This is a genomic window from Streptosporangium sp. NPDC049376, assembly GCF_044466505.1.
Lineage (GTDB): Bacteria > Actinomycetota > Actinomycetes > Streptosporangiales > Streptosporangiaceae > Streptosporangium.
Window position 1 is genome coordinate 1 of the sequence record NZ_JBITMT010000022.1, and the last position, 18,943, is coordinate 18,943.

Here is an 18,943-nt window from a genome sequence, read left to right on the forward strand (position 1 = left end):
CCGTCACATCAAAACGCGCCACGTCCGAGTTCTACCAGCCACAGCCAGCCCGCTCTCCGGCCCCACCGAGATCCGAACCCCGAACAGCTCCTAGGCGCAAGTACTGCTCGAACGCTGCGGGACCATCCCCGCGTGCGCGGGGAGCACGAAGTAGCGGATCGCGGCGACGATCGCGTCGCGGGACCATCCCCGCGTGCGCGGGGAGCACTTCCAGACGGTGTCATGGACACCGCCTGCTGGAGGACCATCCCCGCGTGCGCGGGGAGCACCCTCGGCGACCTGCGGGTTTGTCGGCGGTGAGGGCTGAAAATCATTACTTTCGTTGAGTCGGATATTTCGGGCATGTTGTTTGGTGGGTGTGGAGGACTCTGAGGGCAAGGGCGGCGGCGTGGCTTTCTGGTGGGTGGGTTTCCCGTCTTGGGGCGTGCTTGTGGATCAGGGGGTTTTGTGTCGTGTTGCACGTTAGCCTGTGGTCGGCGTTGTCTCGGTGAACTTGATGGTGTGTCCGGTATGTCCAAGTCGATGAAAGTGATGAATTTCGGCCCTCTGCGCTGATAAACCCGCAGGTCGGCGAGGGTGCTCCCCGCGCACGCGGGGATGGTCCGCCGGTTCTGTCACGGTTTCTCCCCTCCTATCGGTGCTCCCCGCGCACGCGGGGATGGTCCTTCCTTGCGGGTGTATATGCGCGCGGACGGACAGTGCTCCCCGCGCACGCGGGGATGGTCCCTGCTGATCACAAGCCGCGAGGTCTTCGTCGAGGTGCTCCCCGCGCACGCGGGGATGGTCCGCGTAGACGGTCCGCAGCTCGCTGGGGCGCAGGGTGCTCCCCGCGCACGCGGGGATGGTCCCGCCGACACCGAGAACCCGGTCGCCTCGATCGGGTGCTCCCCGCGCACGCGGGGATGGTCCCGATGACGAGCGCACACGTGGTCGGATCAGCGAGTGCTCCCCGCGCATGCGGGGATGGTCCCCGTGCGCTCGCGCTCCCCATGGCGCCCGGTCGGTGCTCCCCGCGCACGCGGGGATGGTCCCTACATGACCACGGCGGCAAACCGGGGCTGGGAGTGCTCCCCGTGTATGCGGGGAAGAGCCGCGTTCGTTCGTTGGGCGTTGTGCGGTGTGACCTCTGCCGAAGGCTTGCCGGCGACCGGTCGGAGCGGGTGCGCCTGCCGTACCTGCGAGTGGGTGACGGTCCCGGCGTGAGGGCGTCAGGTGAGGAGGTGTACGACCCTTTTCGCCTGGCGCCTCAGGGTGTCCGGTGGGTTGTGGGGGGTGGCCGGGCCGGTGGGGCCCAACTGGAGGAACCACAGCAGGGCGATGAGGCGGCGGAAGCCGTGGACGCGGTTGGCCTCTTCCGGGGTGAGGGTGAAGTGAGCCAGGAGTTTCTCCGCGTCGAGGGTGCCGTCGAGGCGAGAGATGTGTTCGACCACCTCGCCGAGTTCGAAGGCGCGGTCGTTGTGGCCGGAGTCCTCCCAGTCGACCAGCCGGATCCGGCGCTCGTGGTCGTCCCAGAGGTAGTTGGCGTGGTTGCCGTCCGCCAGGCCGATGACGGGTGGGAACGGGTTCACGGTGAGTTCGTCCGGGGCGGTCGAGGACAGCCAGGCGACTCCCGCGCGGTAGGCGTGCCGTACAAGAGGGTCGTCGCCGAGGTCGGGACGCCTGTCGGCCCAGGTACGGGCCTTGTTCACGGCCACGGCGGGACCCCAGGGGGCGGGCGGGAGCGTCCGCGCCACCGTGGCGGGAATCCGGTGGAGCCGGTTCAGGGCGGCGGCCAGCGCGCCGATCTGCTCGTCGGTGGCGTGTGTTCCGCGCAGGACACGGCCGGGGAGCCTGCTCATCGTGATCGTCGGTGGGTCGGCGTCGAGCGCGGCCCTCACGGGGGTGGGGGCGAGGCCGGGGGCGTGTTCGGCCAGGAGCGTCAACGCCGTCCACTCCCGGTGCGGCTCTCCCCGGTCCCACGACGCGTATCGCTTGGTCACGACGTTGTCGCCGAGTTCGAGGTCGTGGGTGCTGAACCGGTCGGCCATGCGTTCGCCGTACGCCTTCTCCGTTGTCCGGGATGGGACGGGACGAGGTTATCGAAGGGCGCCGTTCGGCAGACGGGAAACGTTCTTCTCGGGCGGGTCGGGTACGGCGGGCATTCCGTGTCCTCACATGATCGGTATGACGTCTGCCCCGGTGGCGGGATCGGAACGGTCGGCCGTGCACGCGTGTGACGGAGTTTCGGTCACTCGCCTTCCGGGTCGGTCTTTCGTGTGGAGAGGGAGGCGGCGATTAATGTCGCTCCGCCGGCGACGATGAGGACGGTGCTCGGAATACGGACGAGGCTTCTCGTGTCTGTGCAGCCACTCCGATAACCGATGTCCCGAGAGGGTTCATCCCCGGACGTGATGGAATCGAAGACATCGGTCTCGAAGAACGCCGAGCCGCATTCCTCTCCTTCTGAGGTGACGGGCATCATTCCGGCGAGAACGCCTGAACCCGCCAACAGGAGGCCGATGAAAGCGAGCACCTTGGCGTTCATACACTTCCCTTCGGCCGATCCCGGTCGCAGTGGATCATTCCATTATGGCCCGTGAGGGGAAAGGCCACCGGTGAAAGCGGCTACGAGTGGCCGCCGCCCGTCGACTCCCTGGTGAACCGTTTTAGCTATTCCGCGGGTTCGGTGAAGGTCATCCGGTCGGAGAGTTTTCGGGTTGCCGTAACTCTTGGGACATGATCGGAAAAGGTGTTCCGTGCTATCCGTAAACGTTTCCATAACGCCATTCTATGGAAAGTTGCAGGGTATTCCCGCCCTGTGTACGGGGTCAGCTTGAGGGCAGGTTCAGGCCCATTTCATCCGGGCTCTCTGCAATCCCTTCACCCCCCGAGGGAACTGTGAGAGGAGTCATCGAGAGTGAACCGCATTCACAGGACAGGTGCGATCGCCATGCTGGCGGCGGCGGCCATGACCGCGGCCTCGACGTCCAGCGGCGCGCTCGCCGCCGCACCGGGTGCCGTGCCGTACGGCAAGGCCGCCTCCGCCGGCACGCCGGTGTTCGCCCCCTCCGACCCCCAGTCCCGCCTGCGGGCCGAGTCCGCGGCCGACGTGGCCATCGCGGCCCAGGCCAAGCGGCTTCACAAGGGAAGCGGTGAGACGCTGACCCTGGCCGAGAACGTCACGGGCGCGTTCGGCGTGCAGTATCTGCGGTATTCACGCACCTACAAGGGGCTGCCGGTGTACGGCGGCGAGGTCGTTGTGGGCACCGACCGGTCGGGCGGCGTGGTCCAGCAGGTGACCACCGGGCAGACGGCCGACATCACCGTCGGCACCGTGGCGAAGGTCACCGGCGAGCGGGCCGTCGCGATCGCCCGATCCCAGCTCGCCACCGTGGAGAGCGCGGGCGCGCCCGCGTTGGTGGTCCACGCCACCACGGCGACACCCCGGCTGGCCTGGGCGGTCGACGTGTCCGGCGCGACCACGAGAGGCCCGAGCGTGCTGCACGTCTTCGTGGATGCCCGCACCGGCGCGGTGATCGACAAGGTGGACGAGGTCAGGGAAGGTACGGGCAACAGCTACTACAACGGCAATCCCGTCACCATCTCCACGTCCGGATCGTTCGGGTCGTACACCATGTCCGACCTGACTCGGCCGGGCCTCAAGTGCGGCAACCAGAGCGGGCAGGTGTACGCCCGAGCCTCCGACTCGTGGGGCAACGGCACCGGGACCGACCTCGTGACGGCCTGCGTGGACGTCATGTTCGCCGCGCAGACCCAGTGGAACATGCTCAAGAACTGGCTGGGTCGTAACGGTCACGACGGATTGGGCCACGGCTTCCCCGGCCGGGTCGGCCTCAACGACGTCAACGCGTTCTGGAACGGCAGTTACACCAGCTTCGGCCACTCCAGTGACAACCTGCGCCAGGTGACCTCGCTGGACACGGTGGGCCACGAGTACGGGCATGCCATCTTCCAAGGAACGCCGGGCGGAGCGGGCAGCGGCACCGAGACCGACGGCCTGAACGAGTCCGCGGGCGACATCTTCGGCGCGCTGACCGAGGCGTACGCCAACGAGCCCGCCACCCTCGACCCGCCGGACTACCTGGTCGGTGAGGAGGTCAACCTGGTGGGCACCGGGCCGATCCGCTACATGTACAACCCCTCCCTCGCGGGCGACCCGAACTGTTACCCGTTGCCTTCGAACATCGATCCCCACAAGGCTGCGGGGCCGCAGAACCACTGGTTCTACCTGCTGGCCGAGGGCAGCAACCCCGGAGGCGGCAAGCCCAGCTCCCCGATCTGCTCGGGCGGGCCGGTGGAGGTGGTCGGCATCGGCATCCAGAAGGCGGGATTGATCTTCATGGGAGGGCTGCAGGGCAAGACCCAGCCGTGGACCCACCGCGCGTCGCGCATCGCCACACTCAGGACGGCCAAGACGCACTTCAACTGCTCCTACGAGTTCAGCGCGACCAAGGCCGCGTGGGACGCCGTCGGCGTGCACGCCCAGTTCCTCGAACCGACCTGCCCGTAGTGCACACATGACGGCCACAGGAGGACCCCGGACGGGAATCGGCACGCGTCCGGGGACACTCCTGGAGCCGCCCTGGCGCCGTCAGTAGTACCCCTTCTGTCCGTCGAGGAGTTCGCGCATCGCGTCCAGGTGGCCGACGTGGCGGGCGGTCTCCTCGACCATGTGGATCAGGATCCACCGCAGGGTCGGGGCGTAGTCCGGCTGCCCGCCGACGTCGTCCAACGAGTGGGCCGCGGTGATCTCGTTCGAACGCGCGTACTGCGCCTCGAACTCGTCCAGCAGCCGGGCCAGCGGTACGCCGTCGGCCATCATGTCGGCGTTGAACGGCAGATCCTTCCGGAACTGCGGGTTCGTCTCCTCGGGCTCACCGAGGAAGATCACGTTGAACCAGCAGTGCTCGGTCCACCGCATGTGCGAGACCAGCCCGGCCGGTGTCATCAGCGGAGACTCCGGCAGTACGGCACGGTGCTCGTCCTCGGCCCGCAACCCCTCCAGCTTGTGGCGCACCAGCACCCGCTGCAGGTCCAGCCACCCGACCAGCTGGGTCCGCTCATCCGCGACGAGGGGAGGCCGTCGCTCGTAAAGGCTCATGCCCGGAACCTAACCGCCGGACAGGCCCGCCGTACGGCCGAAGCGGACGTCGATCGTCAGGCCCGGGGGAGCCGCAGGACCAGCCGTGTCTGCGGGCCGTCCCCGACGCTGAGGTCGCCGCCGTGGTCGCGGGCGATGTCCCGGGCGATGGGCAGCCCGAGCCCGGTCCCTCCGGCGTCGCGTGAGCGGGTGCGGTCAAGCCGGGTGAACCGTTCGAACACCCGCTCCCGCATCTCCGGTGGAATCCCCGGACCGTCGTCCACGACCTCCAGTACGGCCTCATCGCCGTGGCCCCGTACGACCACCCGCACCATCGAGTCGCCGTACCGGTCGGCGTTGGACAGCAGGTTGGTGAACAGGCGGGCCAGCCGCAGCCGGTTGCCCCGCACGTACACGCCGGGCTCGACGTCCAGCGTCAGTGAGAGCCGGCAGGGCCGCCGCCCGCTCTCGTCCTCGACCATTCGTCCCAGGTCGAAGCGCTCCTGCGAGACGGGCGCCCCCGCGTCGAGCCGGGCCATGAGCAGCAGGTCCTGCACGATGTCGGCCAACCGCTGCACGTCGTCCAGGGCCGCCCGCCAGTCGGCCTCGGTACGCTCCTCCATCCCCGCCTCCAGGCGCACCATCAGACCGCTGATCGGGGTGCGCAGCTCGTGGGAGGCGTCGGAGACGAAGCGGCGCTGCCGTTCGACGGCGTTCTCCAGCCGGTTCAGCGTCTCGTTGGCCGTGGCGGCCAGCTCGGCCACCTCGTCCCCGGTGGACGGAACCTCGACACGTCCGCTGAGGTCCTCGGCGCTGAACCGTTCCAGGGCTTGCCTGATCCGTTCGACGGGTGCCAGGACGCGGCCGACGCCGTACCAGGCGCCCCACCCCATCAGGGCCAGGAGCAGCGCGGACGAGCCGAACAGGAGGGCGGGCAGGAGGGGCGAGTTCACCATGAACGGTTCTTCCATGGCGGCGTAGGCCACAACCGGGCCGTACACGGTGGCGCGGTTGCTGGTGCCCACGATCACCATGCAACGTGACCCCACGCACACCCGGTCGTCGACCCGCGAGTCGCCTCCGGTCGGCCTGGCCCGAGTCAGCGGCGGGCGGCCCTCCAGCCTGCGGGAGGAGACCAGGACGCGGCCCTGGTCGTCCACGATCTGCAGGAGCCGGACATCGCCCTGCGGTGGGATCGGCCCGGGGAACCGCCGGTCGTCGATCATGGTGGTGAGGTGGCGGCTGGCGGCGGCGGCCTGGTCGGTGAGCTGGGCCCGCACCCGCGCCGGGTAGGTGACCGAGATCGTCGCCGCTCCACCCAGGATGACCAGGCCGAACGCGACCACCGTCGTGATCGTCATCCGGGCTCTGATGGAGTGAGCGCGCGCCATGTGTCCGACTGTGCCAGGACCACCACAAACGCCAGGTCAAATGCCCTTCCGGGGGTGAACTCGTGGTCGAAAGGTCACCGGCCGAGTGGTACGGCTTCCGCACCCTGACGACCTTCATGGGGTTTGGGCGTGGGGCCTGGACGTGAAAATCGACGATGGACAAAGCTCTACGTGTTTGATTCATTACATACGGTGTTGGAAATGCTTGAGTGATCTTCCCGAATCGGTCGAAAAGGAAAAATCACGATGAAGGCAACGATCTCCACCGTACGAATCGCCGCCGGTCTGTGCGCCCTGGCAGTCAGCGGGGCGATGCCGGCCGTCGCCCCCGCCGCGTCGGCGGCGACCTCGGTCCCCGCCCCGCTGTTCAGGGCGAAGCTGATGGTCAACCACAGCGGCAAGTGCCTGGACGTCCCCGGCGCGAACCAGGCCGCCGGGCAGCCCGTACAGCAGTGGCACTGCTACGACGCCCCCGACAACCAGACGTGGAACCTCGTCGCCGCCTACAACAGCGACCTCGCGGACGGGTTCGTCGCGGACAACTACTACACGATCCGTGCCCAGCACAGCGGCAAGTGCCTGGAGGTCCAGGGAGGGGCCACCACTGACCAGGCGTCCGTCATCCAGCAGGCCTGCGACACCACCTACCGCACGACCCAGCAGCAGTGGAAGCTCGTCCAGCGGCCCAACGGCTACTTCAGCCTGGTCGCCCGTCACAGCGGCAAGTGCCTGACGGTCCCGCGAGGCAACCTCACCGACGGCGTCCTCGTGGTCCAGCAGGACTGTTCGAACGACCTGCCCTACCAGGAGTGGAAGCTCCTCTGAACCACCTGTCATGACCGGCCGCCGCGCTGCGGAACCGCTGACAGGTCCTCGCGCGGCGACCGGTGGGTGTCGGTACCGGCTGACAAGATGACCGCCATGCCTTACGACCCCGCCCCAGCCCCGGTCCGCGAGGAGTTCCACGGTCTTCTAGAGCACCTCGACGCCGTTCGGAGTCGGCCTTCCGGCCGTGTCCTCACGGGCATCACCGACCTTGACGCCCTTCTCGTCTCCCTGAGTCCCGGCACCCTGTCCGTCGTGGCCTCCCGTCCCGGCGTGGGAAGCACGACCCTGCTGCTCGCCTTCTGCCGAGGCGCCGCCCTCACCGACGACACTCCTACTCTGCTGGTCAGCTACGAGTCCTCCCGGCGTGACCTGCTCACCCGCATCGCTTCGGCCGAGGCCCGCGTCAGCCGGCACGCGATACGCCGCGGCACCCTGCACGACATCGACCGCGACAGGCTCGCCCAGGTGACACCCCGCATCGCCGAAGCCCCGCTGTTCCTGGCCACTCCCGCCGACTGGACCCTGGGCGAGCTGAGCGCCCGCATCACCCGTGCCTGCACCGACGAGCCCGCGGCCCGCCTGGTCGCCGTCGACGGCCTGCGGCACATCCGCCCCGACACGCGCGGTGGCACCCACGAGCAGGAGATCGCCGAAACCGTCCAGACCCTCAAGGCGCTCGCCGTACGGCTGGAGGTCCCCATCATCGTCTCCACCGACCTCGACCTCCCGTCCGAGGCGGGTTCCAACCGACCGCCGGACATGTACACCGACCTGTGCGCCCCCGTCGCCCGCACCGCCGACCTTGTCGTCCTGGTGCACCGCGACGACGCCGCCGAGCGCGAGTCCTCCCGCGCGGGGGAGGCCGACCTGATCGTGGCCAAGGACCGCAACGGCCCCACGGCCTTGGTCACCGTGGCCTTCCAGGGGCACTACGGTCGCTTTGTCGACATGCCACACGATGTGGACGTGTCTCCGCACGGCTGATGTTCCGGCTCGCGGTGGGCGGACGGCCGCGCGCTGTCGGGTTGTTGGCGAAGGGGTTTTCGATGATCGGCAGGCTGCAGTGCGTGGTTCTGGACTGCCCGGACGTTCTGGGACTCGCACGGTTCTACCGGGCGCTTCTGGGCGGCGTGGTCAATCGGCCCGATCCTCGGTGGGCGGTCGACGACGACTTCTCGACCCTGCACACCGGCTCCGGTCTTGTGCTCGCGTTCCAGCGGGTGGAGGACTACCGGCCGCCCCGATGGCCTGACAGCGCGCACCCGCAACAGTTCCACCTGGACATCGACGTCCCCGACCTCGACCAGGCCCAGAACGAGGTCCTCAGCCTCGGAGCCACCCTGCTCCACACGGACCCCCGAGGCTGGAGGATCTTCGCAGACCCGGCTGGCCACCCGTTCTGCTTGCTCAGGGGGTGAGGCGGGGGCCTGCTGATGAACGATCCCCACGTGCGCGGGGATGGCCCCAACTAGACAGGATCGACGCCCACCACTGGAAAGTGCTCCCCGCGCGCGGGGATGGTCCCCCGGGGTTGATCGGGAGCGTGATGTCGTACTGGTGCTCCCGGCGCATGCGGGGATGGGGTCGTAGGGTCGGGGGATGTTGGTTTGGGTTAATGGGCCTTTTGGGGGCGGGAAGACGCAGACGGCTCATGAGCTTCGGCGGCGGTTGCCGGGCAGTGTGATCTGTGATCCGGAGCATGTCGGGTTCGGTCTGCACCGGATGCTGCCGCCGGAGCTGCGGGGCGACTTCCAGGACCTTCCCGCCTGGCGGCGCGGGGTTCACGAGATGCTTGAGCTGGTCCTCGGCAAGCACGACGGGCCGGTGATCGTGCCGATGACGGTCGTTGAGCCGGAGTACTTCAGGGAGATCGTCGGCCGGTTGCGGGATAACGGCCATGACGTACGGCACTTCGCGTTGCTGGCCGACCGGGCGACCGTGTTGCGGCGGTTGCGTGAGCGCGGCTTCGGCCAGGTCGTGCGGTTCTTCGCGGGGCGCAAGGTCGCCCTGAGGAGGGAGAGCTTCGCCGTGGCCAAGCTCGACCGGTGCCTGGAGCGGTTGCGCGGTGAGGAGTTCGCCGAGCACATCTGGACCGACCACATCACCGTCGCCCAGGTCGCCGACCGGATCGCCGCCTCGACCGGCCTGAAGCTCGCCCCGAACACCGACGGCCGACTACGGGGTCGTGTCCGCCGGGCGGCGACGGGCCTCAGGCACATTCGTTTCGACTGAGTGAGCCGTTCCATCTTGAAGTCGCAGATCAGAGCGGTCCACAGGAGTGCAGGACGCGCAAGCCGACACCGAGCAGGTCGCCGGGCGCTCCAGCTTGGCCCGAGCGGTTCCCCACAGACTGCTTTGAGAATGCCCGGCGGGGAGATGGAAAAGGCTCACTCACGAAGCGTGGGACTGTTTCAAACCTGAAGGTGGTGGTCCGTTTGAGCCAAGCCCGAGCCTCGCTCCGCCTTACTCGTCGAACCCATGCTCTTTCAGGCGAGAAACCATGCCTTGGATATTCTTTTGTTCGAGCCAGGCGGAGCCGCCGACATTGAGGTCCTCAAGGCCGCCGACAAGTGCTGTGGATTCACTTGGTTGCCGCCGGGAGAGCTTCGGGTCCTCCAGGATCAAGCCTTGAGGAGGAACCAGCATCAACTCGGCTCCGGCCGGCAGTGGTTCACCGGGGTCAACCACCGGTTGCTCCTGGCCCGGTCGCTCCCGAGGGAACGCGAGTACGTTGGTGCCGACGGGTAGGGCCTTCTCGAAGTCCGCGACGGTTTTATACGGCTTCCACTGCTTCGGAGGAACTGCCGGATCGCTGAGGACGGCACCTTGAGAGAGTTCGATGAAGATGATTCCGTTTGGAATTGTTTTCCTCTCCTTGACGCCCTTGAGTGGATCTGTTACGCGCATTCGCAAAACGATGCGATAATCGAGCGTTCCAGTACCGCTGTCGAGAATCGGGCCCTGCTGCCAGCCGTCGATGACGCCTGCGGCAACGATGGGCCGAGCTGCTGCGAGCGCCTCAGGTGTTTTGTACGCAGGAAAGTCGTATTCCGCTGTACGGAGCACAGAAATATCAAGCTCCCCCCTGCTTTCTGTGTGGGAAAAAGCTTGGGGCGTCGAGACCTGCGAGTCGTTGGCGCCGCTGCACGCCGACATGGTCGTGGCCGTCGCGAGCATGAGGGTAACGATGAGAGCCTTTCTCATGGTGTCCTCCTTTCGGTGATCAGGCCCAGTTGGGGTTCAGGTCGTTGATGTGATGGGAACGGAGCGATGTGCGATCTGAAGGCTTCGCGTCTGAGGCGTCTTGTGCGGCCTGGTTGCCTCGGGCTGATTATCCTCGCCGGCAAGAGGTTCCTCGGCGTAGGTGAACACGTACGTTCCGTACGAGGCAAGGCCGATCTCGCAGAGGAACGCGAATGGCGGCCACGCCGGGCTGCGCAGTTCCGGCGAGCGGGCCGACGCACAGTTGGGCGCCTGGCACCCCCACGAGACGCCGACCGCTCCAGTTTGTGACTTCGGGACAGGAAAGGCTCAGCGCTATCCGTCGTTCCCAAGCGTTCCGTGAACGAAACGAACCCGTTTCGAGGCCGAACGAACGGAAATGGTCGATGGAAGAAGTTCGTCCGTGCAACGAAAATCGCCTTCGGGAAATAGAGTGATTTCCATGGAGGACGATAAGGCGTACACGGAACGGCACACTCTGTCATTCGGGGGTGTCGCCCAGGTTTACGACGACGCTCGGCCGGATTATCCGGACGAGCTTTTCGAGTACATCGCGGGAAGGCTCCCCGGGCCGAAGGTGCTCGAAGTCGGGGCGGGTACGGGGAAGGTCACGATGGGGCTCGTCGACCAGGGGCTCACGGTGACGGCCGTGGAGCCCGATCCCCGGATGGCGGCCATCCTGCCGAGCCGCGCCGGGGGACAGGTCGGGGTCGAGGTGGCGACCTTCGAGTCGTTCGCGGCGGCCGGGCCGTACGACGGGCTGGTCAGCGCGCAGGCCTGGCACTGGACCGACCCGGAGACCCGGATGGACCGGGCGGCCGCCCTGCTGCGGCCCGGCGGGTTCCTGGGGCTGGTCTGGAACTGCGGCCCGCTCAGGCAGGAGGAGGTCGTCGCCGCGATCCGCGCGATCTACGACGACTTCGGGCTGTCCGACCTTGAGCGGCCCGCCGAGCCGATCACCGGGGCCGAGGCCGAGGTGATCCAGGATCCGGAGACCTGGCCGGGCGACGAACTGGACGCGCATCCCGGGTTCGAATATCTCGGCAGCGTTCTTTTTCCGTGGCAGGAGACGCTCAGGGCCGCGGAATTCGGCGCCTACCTGCGTTCGACGTCCTATTTCCAGACGCTCGGGCCGGAGAGAGGCGAGTCCCTGATCGGGAGAATAACCACGATGATTCACCGGGATTTCGACGACCTGGTGACCGTCGACTGGACCACACAGTGTTATGAGGCCGTGAGGCTGGGCTGAACCAGGGCTCCGGACTCCATCGCGACCCAGATCGCGCCGTCGGGCCCGACCGTGAGCCCGTGGGGTTCGGCGCCCTCCAGGGGATACTCCTCGATCCGGCCCTCGGTGGTGACGCGGCCCAGCTTGCCCGCGCCCCACTCGGTGAACCAGAGGGCGCCGTCCTGGCCGGTCACGATGGCGTGCGGCCTGGCGGCGCGGTCGGGCAGCGGGAACTCGCCGATCGCGCCGGAGGTGTCGATCCTGCCCACCTGACCCGCGCCGATCTCCACGAACCACAGCGCCTCGTCCGGTCCGGCGCAGATGCCCACCGGAGCGGCGCCCGGTGTGGGCAGTGCGTACCGCGTCACCTCGCCGTCGACGGTGACGCTGCCGATCGCGTCGCCCTGGTTGAGGGTGAACCAGAGCGCGCCGTCGGGTCCCGCCGTGATCGCCGACGGCATCGCGCCCTCGGTCGGCAGCCGGTGGAGGGTGATGTCGCCCGACGTGGTGATACGTCCGATCCGGTCGCCCTGGAGCTGGGTGAACCACATGGCCCCGTCGGGGCCCGCGGCGATGCCGTACGGCGACTGCACGTCGAAGGCGGTGACCGTGCCGTCCAGGGTGATCCGCCCGATCCGGCCACCGGCGAACTCCGTGTACCACAGCGCCCCGTCGTGCCCCGCGGTGATCACCGTGGGCTGACCGTCGGCGGGATCGAGCTGGAAGATCGTGGGTTCCTCGCCCGGCACGACCCGCCCGATCCGCCCCTGATGGACGAGCGTGAACCACAGCGCGCCGTCGGAACCGGTGACGACGCCGTAAGGTGAACCATTGATCAACATATGTCGCCCCCTGAGACTTCGATCTCCGTGCCGGTGAAACGGCGCCGCAGCGCCCGGTCGTGCGTGACCACCACGAGTGCGCCGCCGTAGCCGTCGAGCGCCTCTTCGAGCTCCTCGACCAGAGTGAGCGAGAGGTGGTTGGTGGGCTCGTCGAGCAGCAGCAGGTCGTGCTCGCCCGCCAGCAGTACGGCCAGCGCCAGCCGTCGTCGCTGTCCCACCGACAGGGCGCCGACCTTGAGTTCGAGTGCCTCCGGAGGGAACAGGCCGGTCGCCAGCAGCGCCTCCTCCTCTCCGCCGTAGGTCTCGATGACCGTCCTGTCCGGATCGAACGTCACCTCCTGCGGGAGGTAGCCGGTCCGTGCGCCCGCCTCGGCCGCGATCGCGGCGAGCAGTGTCGACTTGCCCGCGCCGTTGGGCCCGTGGATGAGCAGCCGGTCGCCCGCCGCGATCCGCAACCGGTCGAGGCGCACGAGCGTGCCCGTGCGCCCACCGGCGGGCGCGAACGTGCCGTGGAAGCGCAGTGGCCTGGGCGGGCGTGGGACCGGGTTCTCCTCCAGGCGGCGCAGGCGCTCCTGGGCCTGCCGTACGCGTGAGGCCACCGAGCTCTGCACGCGCCCGGCGTTGCGGTCGTAGGCCATCTTGTTGTTGTCCTTCATGGCCCGGCCGACGGCGACGCGGTGCGCGGTGGTCGTGGCGAACTCCTTGACCTGCCGGATCTCCTCCCGCCAGTCGGCGTGGGCCTGTTCCCGGCGCAGCCTGGCCGCCGCCTTCTCGGCGAGGAACCCGCTGTAACCGCCGCCGAACCTGGTCGTCGTGCCGTCCTCGACTTCGAGGATCGCCGTCGCCACCCGGTCAAGGAAGGTCCGGTCGTGTGAGACCGTCACCACGGTGCCCCTGTGCTCGCGCAGCCGGTCCTCCAGCCAGGCCACCGCCGCCTCGTCGAGGTGGTTGGTCGGCTCGTCGAGCAGCAGGATCTCCGGCGAGGCCGCCAGCACGCACGCCAGCCCCAGCCGCGCCTGCTCGCCGCCGGACAGACTCGACAGCACGCGTGAGCGCTCGATCCGTGACAGACCCAGCCCGTGCGTCGCCTTGTCCACCCGGGCGTCGGCCTCGTAGCCGTCTCTGGCCTCGAACGCGGTGAGCAGCTCGCCGTACCTGTCCATGTCCTGTGCCTCGGCGGCCTCCTGGATGCCGCGTTCGAGCGCGCGCAGCTCGGCCAGGGCGGCGTCGATCGCCTGCTGGACGGTGTGGTCGCCCGGCAGGCCGAGGGTCTGGCTCAGATAGCCGACGCCACCCGCCGCCGAGACCGTCACCTCGCCGTCGTCCGGCGTCTCCGTCCCGGCGATGATCCGGAGCAGCGTGGATTTGCCGGAACCGTTCTCGCCCACGATCCCCGCGCGTTCGCCGGGGCGGACGCTGAGGGTGACCTGGTTGAGGACCCGGCGTTCGCCGTAGGACTTCGAGACTCCTTTGAGGGAGAGCTGTGTGGTCAGTGAAGAACTCCAATCGCAACTCGTGTTGCTTTAGGCTAGCAGGGTCAAGGCGCCTAATGCAACTGGAGTAGACTTTGGAGCAGCGTCCCGGTGGTCGCAGCGCTCGCGTGCGCGACGCCGTACGGCAGGCGACCCTCGCCGAACTGGCCGAACATGGTTACGGCGGACTGACGGTGGAGAACGTGGCGATCCGCTCAGGTGTCCACAAGACGACCGTGTACCGCCGCTGGGGGAGCGTGGAGGGGCTGATCGCGGACGCGCTGGAGCTCGCGCGTGAGGAGCCGTGGCCGATGCCCGACACCGGCTCCTTCCAGGAGGACCTGCGGGAGATCGTCCGGCTGGTGCAGAGCGGGTTCGCCGACCCCGTCGCCGGCCCGGTCTCCGCCGCGTTCGTGACGGCCGCCGTGCAGAACGGCGACGCCGCGCGATCCCTGCACGACTTCTTCACGGCCCGCCACGAGCAGGCGGCCGAAGTGGTACGGCGGGCCGTCGAACGGGGCGAGGTGCCCGCGGGCACGGACGGCGCCGACGTGATCAGGACGGCCGTCGCCCCGGTCTACTACCGGCTGTTCGTCACCCACGAGCCGGTCACCGAACACGACGCGGTACGCGCGGCCGACGCCGCTGCCGCCGCCGCCCGCGCGGGCGTCTTCTCGGCACTCCAGCCGTAGACCCCGACCACGGCCCGCGAACGGCCCGCCGTCGGCGACGGCCGATCCGGGCACGGATCGACGTGGGTCTCCCGCGCTTTTTGGGAGAGACGTGCGCCAGGCCCCCGGGTTTCCCGAGCCCCGGGGGCCACTCGCATCCAGGGATGCCCTTACCCGGCGGCTCCCAACAGCACTGCCGATCCCTGGCTCCCGAACCTCGTGTGGTGGGTGGGGGAAGATGCCGTTTCCGCCCTCCCACCGACCGAGGAGACCCCGCTGAGACGGGGGACGCCGTTGCCCGTCCCGGGAGGCACCGCAGTCCTTTCCGTACTCCACGAGGTGGGAGGGCGTCATGGACAACTCTGTGCCGACGGCGGACGCCGAACAATCCGGGACGACATCCGTAGGGGTACGTGGTTTTTGCCCGCCGTACCCACGGACCCCACTGACCCCACGACCCCGTGGCTCCCGGCCCACGGTCTCCGGTCCACGGCCCCCGTGGGGAAGGGTCAGTCGTCGAGCAGGTCGGTTCTGGATTGTTTGCCGAGTTTCTTGAGGGTTCTGGCGACGTGTTGTTCGACCGTACGGGGAGACAGGAACAGCGCCTGGGCGATCTCGCGGTTGGTCCGGCCCTTCGCCAGCAGTCTGGCCACGTCCTGTTCGCGGGGGGACAGTACGTCGCCGTACCCCCGGCGGCCCCGCTTGGACGGTTTGACCGTGCCGTGACTGCGCAGGCGGTACCTGCACCGGTCGGCGTCGCGGGGCGCGCCCATCGCGGCGAAGTCGTCGGCCAGCGCGGACAGCTCCTCGGTCGCCCGCGCCGCCTCGGCGCCGCCCCGGTCCATCCGGCACAGCGCGGCCTGTTCGGCGGCCAGCGCCGCGTAGTACGGCGCGGGCAGCGCGCGGTAGAGGTCCCTGGCCCGTTCGTAACCGTCGAGGGCCAGGGCCGGGTCGCCGGAGGCCCGGGCCAGCCAGGCCCCGGCCATCTCCAGCGCGGCGGCGGCCATCGGGGTGTCCTTGCCCTTGATGTTGCGTTCCAGTTCCCGGGTGAGCTGCCTGGCGTCGTCCGTCCTGCCGACCTCGACGAGTACGGCGACCGCGACGGGGACGAGTTCCCCGGTCCAGGACCAGACGCCCTTCGCGCGCGCGACGGCCAGGCCGCGTTCGATCTCGGCCAGGGCGAGCGCGTTCTGCCCCTGGGCGAGCCTGAGCCTGGCCAGGCCGGCGAAGCCGCCGATGGCGATCGGGGTGATGGCGTCGTGCGGGGCGGCGACGCCGGTCACGGCCAGGCGTTCCTCCGCCTCCTCCCAGTCGCCGCGGACGATCGCCAGCGAGCCGAGGACGAGGGAGAGTTCGCTGGCGACGGGGAACAGGTCGTGGTACTCGTCGAGCAGGTCGGTCGCGCGTTCGGCCAGGCCGTTCCACTCGCCGAGGAACCAGGAGAGCCTGGCCTGGGAGGCGCGGGCGGTGCTGACGACGAACGGCGCCCCGGAGTCGATGGCCAGCCGCAGGCCCGTCTCCAGCAGGGTCCTGGCCTGGTCGTGGTGGCCGACGCAGGTGCAGGCGTCGGCCATGTTGCAGTGCACGCGGGCGAGGTGCCGCTGTTCGCCGGTGGTCAGCGGGGCGGGGGGCGACAGGAACGCCAGTTCCCGCAGGACGCTCGGGTCGCCGGTCTGTATCAGCGACGACAGGTGGTTGGCCAGCAGGGACAGGCGCACCTCGCCCTCAGAGGCCCTGATCAGCTCGCGCAGCCGTTCCCGCCACAGCAGGACCTGTGCCACCGGAGCCGTGCCGTAGAAGGGCTGCGCCAGGACGGAGACCCCTCTGGCGAGCAGGTGGGGGCGTTCGCCGAGCTCGTCGAGGGCCGTCTCGATCACGGCGCGGCCCGCTTCGAGACCGCCGATCTGCCGCACCAGGAGCATGCCGAGGAAGAGCCGCACCTCGCCCCTGGCGGCGGTCGAGAGCCGGGGGTCGCTCAGCAGCCGTTCCAGGGTGGCCACCGGGTCGTACTGGTCGAGACCGGTGTGCGCGACCTGGCCGAGCTTGACCGCCAACCGGTCGACGTCGCGGGCGGGCAGTCCCGGGTATCCCAGCAGGCGCTGGAGCAGGCCGGTGGCCGCCGAGACGTCGCCGACCTGCGCGGCCAGGTCGGCGGCCCGCTCGCCGTAGCGCAGCGCGAGCGCGGCGTCCCCGGCGTGGTGGCTGTGTTCCGCCATCCGCACCACGGGCCTGGGGACGCGGTGTTCGAGCGCCCGCAGCGCGCGGGCGTGCAACCGCTGCCTGTCGTAGCCGGGCAGCGTGTCGTAGACGGCCTGCCGGGCCAGCGAGTGGCGGTAGCCGTAGGAGCGCTCGTCGATCTCGTACAGCACGCCGTTGCCGAGCGCGGAGGCCAGAGCCTCGTGGCAACGCCGTTCGGTCAGCCCGGCGACCTCGCTCAGCAGCCCGGCGTCGACGGGCGTCTCCAGTACGGCCGCCGCCTGCGCGAGCCGTACGGCGGGCAGGGGCATGCCGGTGAGGCGTTCGGCCATGGCCTCCCGCAGCAGCACCGGGACCTCGACGTTCTCCAGCAGTTGCCGGGTCGCCCGGCCGCCCTCGGCCGAGTCGCGCAGGGCGAGCAGGGTCTCCTCGACGACGAAGGGGATGCCGGCCGTGCGTTCGTACAGTTTTCCGGCGAACCGGGTGGAGATGGTCCTGCCGAGGAGGGCGGCGGCCAGGACGCGCACCTGGGCGCGGTCGAGGGGGCGCAGGTTCACCAGGATGCTCGCCGCGCCGGGCGGGGGACGGTAGGCGCTGCCCAGCGGCACCCCGCCGGGCACGTCCTCGCGCCGGTAGGTGACCACGATCGACAGGTTGCGCGGCAGGTCGGCCATCAGGAAGCGGAGCAGGTGCCGTGAGCCGTCGTCGGCCCACTGGAGGTCCTCGACGACGAGCAGCGCGGGCCCGACGCCGGAGAGCAGTTCCCTGACGGCGCGGAACAGCCGGTGGCGTTCCGACCGCGGGTCGCCGGTCGGCTCCGGCGCCTCGGGCAGGTAGGCCGACAGTTCGGGCAGCAGCGCGCGCAGCACGCCGGTGACCGGGTTGAGCCGGTTGCGGGCCAGGGAGGGCGGGACGGGCGGGTGGGCGAGGCCGCCGAGCGCCTCGATGACCGCACCGTAGAGGAACGGCTCCCGCAGAGACTGACAGCGGCCGAGCATGATGCGCAGGTTCCGCAGCGGGGGACGGCCGAGCAGCTCTCTCAGCAGCCTGCTCTTGCCGACTCCGGCCTCGCCCTCGATCATGGCCACCGCGGGCTGTTCGGAGAGCGTCGCGGTCAGTGACTCCAGCTCGGTCTCACGTCCCACGAGGACGGGTGACGCCGTTCGCGCCGGACCGTACGCCTCGTGCCTTGGAGCCGTGGCCATCGCATGCCCCTGTCCGCATCGCCGTGCAGCACCACGTGGAGTGAAAGCGTAAGTGAACTCATAGTGGTTGTGAACACCAGTTTTTCGGTGGATTACGTAGCTCTACGGAGGTTCCTACGGATTGCGTTGTGTTGGTCCCAGGGAGATGGTGCTTCGGTACGGCTGTTGGGCATCCCCTGACGTTCGGACGGGGGGTATGACGAGGAGACGATGAGGACGCGAAATGTCCATGACGGCGCATCGGCAATCTCGTCCGTGCGTGTTCCTTGAGGGTGAGTGCCGGGAGAGGACCCCGGGGCGGTGGGCGACCTGCTGGGCCAGGTGCTGGGCCGCGCGGTGGGACGCGAGCTGGGACGCCCGGTGGGGTACGGTCCGCCCGGTCGGCCTGCGCGCGTTCGCGGCCACGCCCTCCTCGGTTCCCGACGCCCGTGCGTGGGTGCGTGAGCTGCTTGAGGACCTTGACGGCGCGTCCTGCGCCGACCTCCTCGACGACGTGTTGCTGCTGCTGAGCGAGGTGGTCACCAACGCCGTCGTGCACTCCGACTCGGCACGTCACGAGGAGGGGCTGGTGACGGTGCGTGTCGGCGTGGGCAACGGCATGGTCCACGTCGAGGTGCTCGACGCCGGGTCGGCGACGGGTGGCCCCGCCGTACGGGAGGCGACGGCGGACGGCCTCGGCGGCCGGGGGTTGTTCCTGGTGGACCTGCTGTCGGCCGACTGGGGTTCGCACTGCGGCGACATGGGCGGCGCCGTGTGGTTCAGGGTCGGCACCACCCACTCCCCGAGCAACACCCTGACGGGCTGATTT

General features: G+C 69.1%; 16 protein-coding genes and 2 CRISPR repeat arrays. Of the genes, 8 read left to right on the top strand and 8 right to left on the bottom strand.

Annotated features, from left to right (window positions below; translation table 11 throughout):
- The first annotated feature begins 116 nt into the window (after positions 1 to 116).
- A CRISPR array of direct repeats spans positions 117 to 269; the repeat unit is 28 nt; unit sequence GGACCATCCCCGCGTGCGCGGGGAGCAC.
- Positions 270 to 576: 307 nt separating this feature from the next.
- Positions 577 to 1,092: direct repeats of the CRISPR family, unit length 28 nt; unit sequence GTGCTCCCCGCGCACGCGGGGATGGTCC.
- Between the two features lie 116 nt (positions 1,093 to 1,208).
- Positions 1,209 to 2,027, bottom strand: a complete 819-nt coding sequence (locus ACIBVQ_RS34320) for a phosphotransferase family protein (RefSeq protein ID WP_399182654.1) — start codon at positions 2,025 to 2,027, stop codon at positions 1,209 to 1,211.
- Positions 2,028 to 2,227: 200 nt separating this feature from the next.
- Entirely contained in the window at positions 2,228 to 2,524 is a 297-nt protein-coding gene (locus ACIBVQ_RS34325) for a hypothetical protein (RefSeq protein ID WP_399182656.1), read from the bottom strand.
- A gap of 372 nt (positions 2,525 to 2,896) precedes the next feature.
- On the opposite strand from ACIBVQ_RS34325, the gene ACIBVQ_RS34330 reads away from it, so the two are divergent.
- Positions 2,897 to 4,510: a M4 family metallopeptidase gene (locus ACIBVQ_RS34330; RefSeq protein WP_399182658.1), complete on the top strand. Its 1,614-nt coding sequence runs from the start codon at positions 2,897 to 2,899 to the stop codon at positions 4,508 to 4,510.
- Between the two features lie 81 nt (positions 4,511 to 4,591).
- Here the strand turns inward: ACIBVQ_RS34330 and ACIBVQ_RS34335 are convergent, their stop codons facing one another.
- Together ACIBVQ_RS34335 and ACIBVQ_RS34340 are read right to left on the bottom strand one after the other, a co-directional pair.
- Positions 4,592 to 5,101, bottom strand: a complete 510-nt coding sequence (locus ACIBVQ_RS34335) for a DinB family protein (RefSeq protein WP_352015800.1) — start codon at positions 5,099 to 5,101, stop codon at positions 4,592 to 4,594.
- 56 nt (positions 5,102 to 5,157) lie between these two features.
- Positions 5,158 to 6,441, bottom strand: a complete 1,284-nt coding sequence (locus ACIBVQ_RS34340; protein ID WP_399182660.1) for a sensor histidine kinase — start codon at positions 6,439 to 6,441, stop codon at positions 5,158 to 5,160.
- Between the two features lie 276 nt (positions 6,442 to 6,717).
- Between ACIBVQ_RS34340 and ACIBVQ_RS34345 the strand changes: the two genes are divergently transcribed.
- The 4 genes from ACIBVQ_RS34345 (at position 6,718) to ACIBVQ_RS34360 (ending at position 9,531) form a co-directional block, all read left to right on the top strand.
- Entirely contained in the window at positions 6,718 to 7,296 is a 579-nt protein-coding gene (locus tag ACIBVQ_RS34345; RefSeq protein WP_362782966.1) for an RICIN domain-containing protein, read from the top strand.
- 96 nt (positions 7,297 to 7,392) lie between these two features.
- Positions 7,393 to 8,283, top strand: coding sequence for a DnaB-like helicase C-terminal domain-containing protein (locus tag ACIBVQ_RS34350; protein WP_399182663.1), 891 nt, complete (start codon positions 7,393 to 7,395; stop codon positions 8,281 to 8,283).
- Positions 8,284 to 8,345: 62 nt separating this feature from the next.
- Positions 8,346 to 8,717, top strand: a complete 372-nt coding sequence (locus ACIBVQ_RS34355; RefSeq protein WP_399182665.1) for a VOC family protein — start codon at positions 8,346 to 8,348, stop codon at positions 8,715 to 8,717.
- 181 nt (positions 8,718 to 8,898) lie between these two features.
- Complete coding sequence (locus ACIBVQ_RS34360; RefSeq protein WP_362911305.1) at positions 8,899 to 9,531, top strand: AAA family ATPase; 633 nt, start codon at positions 8,899 to 8,901, stop codon at positions 9,529 to 9,531.
- A gap of 231 nt (positions 9,532 to 9,762) precedes the next feature.
- Here ACIBVQ_RS34360 and ACIBVQ_RS34365 read toward each other — a convergent pair whose 3' ends face one another.
- On the bottom strand, positions 9,763 to 10,503 hold the full coding sequence (locus ACIBVQ_RS34365) for a hypothetical protein (RefSeq protein WP_399182667.1): 741 nt from the start codon (positions 10,501 to 10,503) through the stop codon (positions 9,763 to 9,765).
- A gap of 460 nt (positions 10,504 to 10,963) precedes the next feature.
- On the opposite strand from ACIBVQ_RS34365, the gene ACIBVQ_RS34370 reads away from it, so the two are divergent.
- On the top strand, positions 10,964 to 11,770 hold the full coding sequence (locus ACIBVQ_RS34370) for a class I SAM-dependent methyltransferase (RefSeq protein ID WP_399182669.1): 807 nt from the start codon (positions 10,964 to 10,966) through the stop codon (positions 11,768 to 11,770).
- Here the strand turns inward: ACIBVQ_RS34370 and ACIBVQ_RS34375 are convergent.
- Both ACIBVQ_RS34375 and abc-f read right to left on the bottom strand, forming a co-directional pair.
- Positions 11,746 to 12,591, bottom strand: coding sequence for a virginiamycin B lyase (locus ACIBVQ_RS34375; protein WP_399182671.1), 846 nt, complete (start codon positions 12,589 to 12,591; stop codon positions 11,746 to 11,748). The genes ACIBVQ_RS34370 and ACIBVQ_RS34375 overlap by 25 nt on opposite strands.
- Positions 12,585 to 14,084, bottom strand: a complete 1,500-nt coding sequence (gene abc-f, locus ACIBVQ_RS34380) for a ribosomal protection-like ABC-F family protein (protein ID WP_399182813.1) — start codon at positions 14,082 to 14,084, stop codon at positions 12,585 to 12,587. Before abc-f ends, ACIBVQ_RS34375 begins: the two co-directional genes overlap by 7 nt.
- Before the next feature lie 74 nt (positions 14,085 to 14,158).
- Here abc-f and ACIBVQ_RS34385 point away from each other — a divergent pair, with 74 nt between their 5' ends.
- Positions 14,159 to 14,755: a TetR/AcrR family transcriptional regulator gene (locus tag ACIBVQ_RS34385; protein WP_362911308.1), complete on the top strand. Its 597-nt coding sequence runs from the start codon at positions 14,159 to 14,161 to the stop codon at positions 14,753 to 14,755.
- 488 nt (positions 14,756 to 15,243) lie between these two features.
- Here the strand turns inward: ACIBVQ_RS34385 and ACIBVQ_RS34390 are convergent, their stop codons facing one another.
- Positions 15,244 to 18,135, bottom strand: a complete 2,892-nt coding sequence (locus ACIBVQ_RS34390) for an AAA family ATPase (protein ID WP_362911309.1) — start codon at positions 18,133 to 18,135, stop codon at positions 15,244 to 15,246.
- A gap of 259 nt (positions 18,136 to 18,394) precedes the next feature.
- On the opposite strand from ACIBVQ_RS34390, the gene ACIBVQ_RS34395 reads away from it, so the two are divergent.
- Complete coding sequence (locus ACIBVQ_RS34395; RefSeq protein WP_386189541.1) at positions 18,395 to 18,940, top strand: ATP-binding protein; 546 nt, start codon at positions 18,395 to 18,397, stop codon at positions 18,938 to 18,940.
- The last annotated feature ends 3 nt before the right edge of the window (positions 18,941 to 18,943 follow it).

Excerpts from the sequence above, each read along its gene's own strand:
- ACIBVQ_RS34320 (WP_399182654.1), bottom strand. The coding sequence starts at position 2,027 with ATGGCCGACCGGTTCAGCACCCACGACCTCGAACTCGGCGACAACGTC.
- ACIBVQ_RS34325 (WP_399182656.1), bottom strand. The coding sequence starts at position 2,524 with ATGAACGCCAAGGTGCTCGCTTTCATCGGCCTCCTGTTGGCGGGTTCA.
- ACIBVQ_RS34335 (WP_352015800.1), bottom strand. The coding sequence starts at position 5,101 with ATGAGCCTTTACGAGCGACGGCCTCCCCTCGTCGCGGATGAGCGGACC.
- ACIBVQ_RS34340 (WP_399182660.1), bottom strand. The coding sequence starts at position 6,441 with ATGACGATCACGACGGTGGTCGCGTTCGGCCTGGTCATCCTGGGTGGA.
- ACIBVQ_RS34345 (WP_362782966.1), top strand. The coding sequence starts at position 6,718 with ATGAAGGCAACGATCTCCACCGTACGAATCGCCGCCGGTCTGTGCGCC.
- ACIBVQ_RS34350 (WP_399182663.1), top strand. The coding sequence starts at position 7,393 with ATGCCTTACGACCCCGCCCCAGCCCCGGTCCGCGAGGAGTTCCACGGT.
- ACIBVQ_RS34355 (WP_399182665.1), top strand. The coding sequence starts at position 8,346 with ATGATCGGCAGGCTGCAGTGCGTGGTTCTGGACTGCCCGGACGTTCTG.
- ACIBVQ_RS34360 (WP_362911305.1), top strand. The coding sequence starts at position 8,899 with ATGTTGGTTTGGGTTAATGGGCCTTTTGGGGGCGGGAAGACGCAGACG.
- ACIBVQ_RS34365 (WP_399182667.1), bottom strand. The coding sequence starts at position 10,503 with ATGAGAAAGGCTCTCATCGTTACCCTCATGCTCGCGACGGCCACGACC.
- ACIBVQ_RS34370 (WP_399182669.1), top strand. The coding sequence starts at position 10,964 with ATGGAGGACGATAAGGCGTACACGGAACGGCACACTCTGTCATTCGGG.
- ACIBVQ_RS34375 (WP_399182671.1), bottom strand. The coding sequence starts at position 12,591 with ATGTTGATCAATGGTTCACCTTACGGCGTCGTCACCGGTTCCGACGGC.
- ACIBVQ_RS34390 (WP_362911309.1), bottom strand. The coding sequence starts at position 18,135 with ATGGCCACGGCTCCAAGGCACGAGGCGTACGGTCCGGCGCGAACGGCG.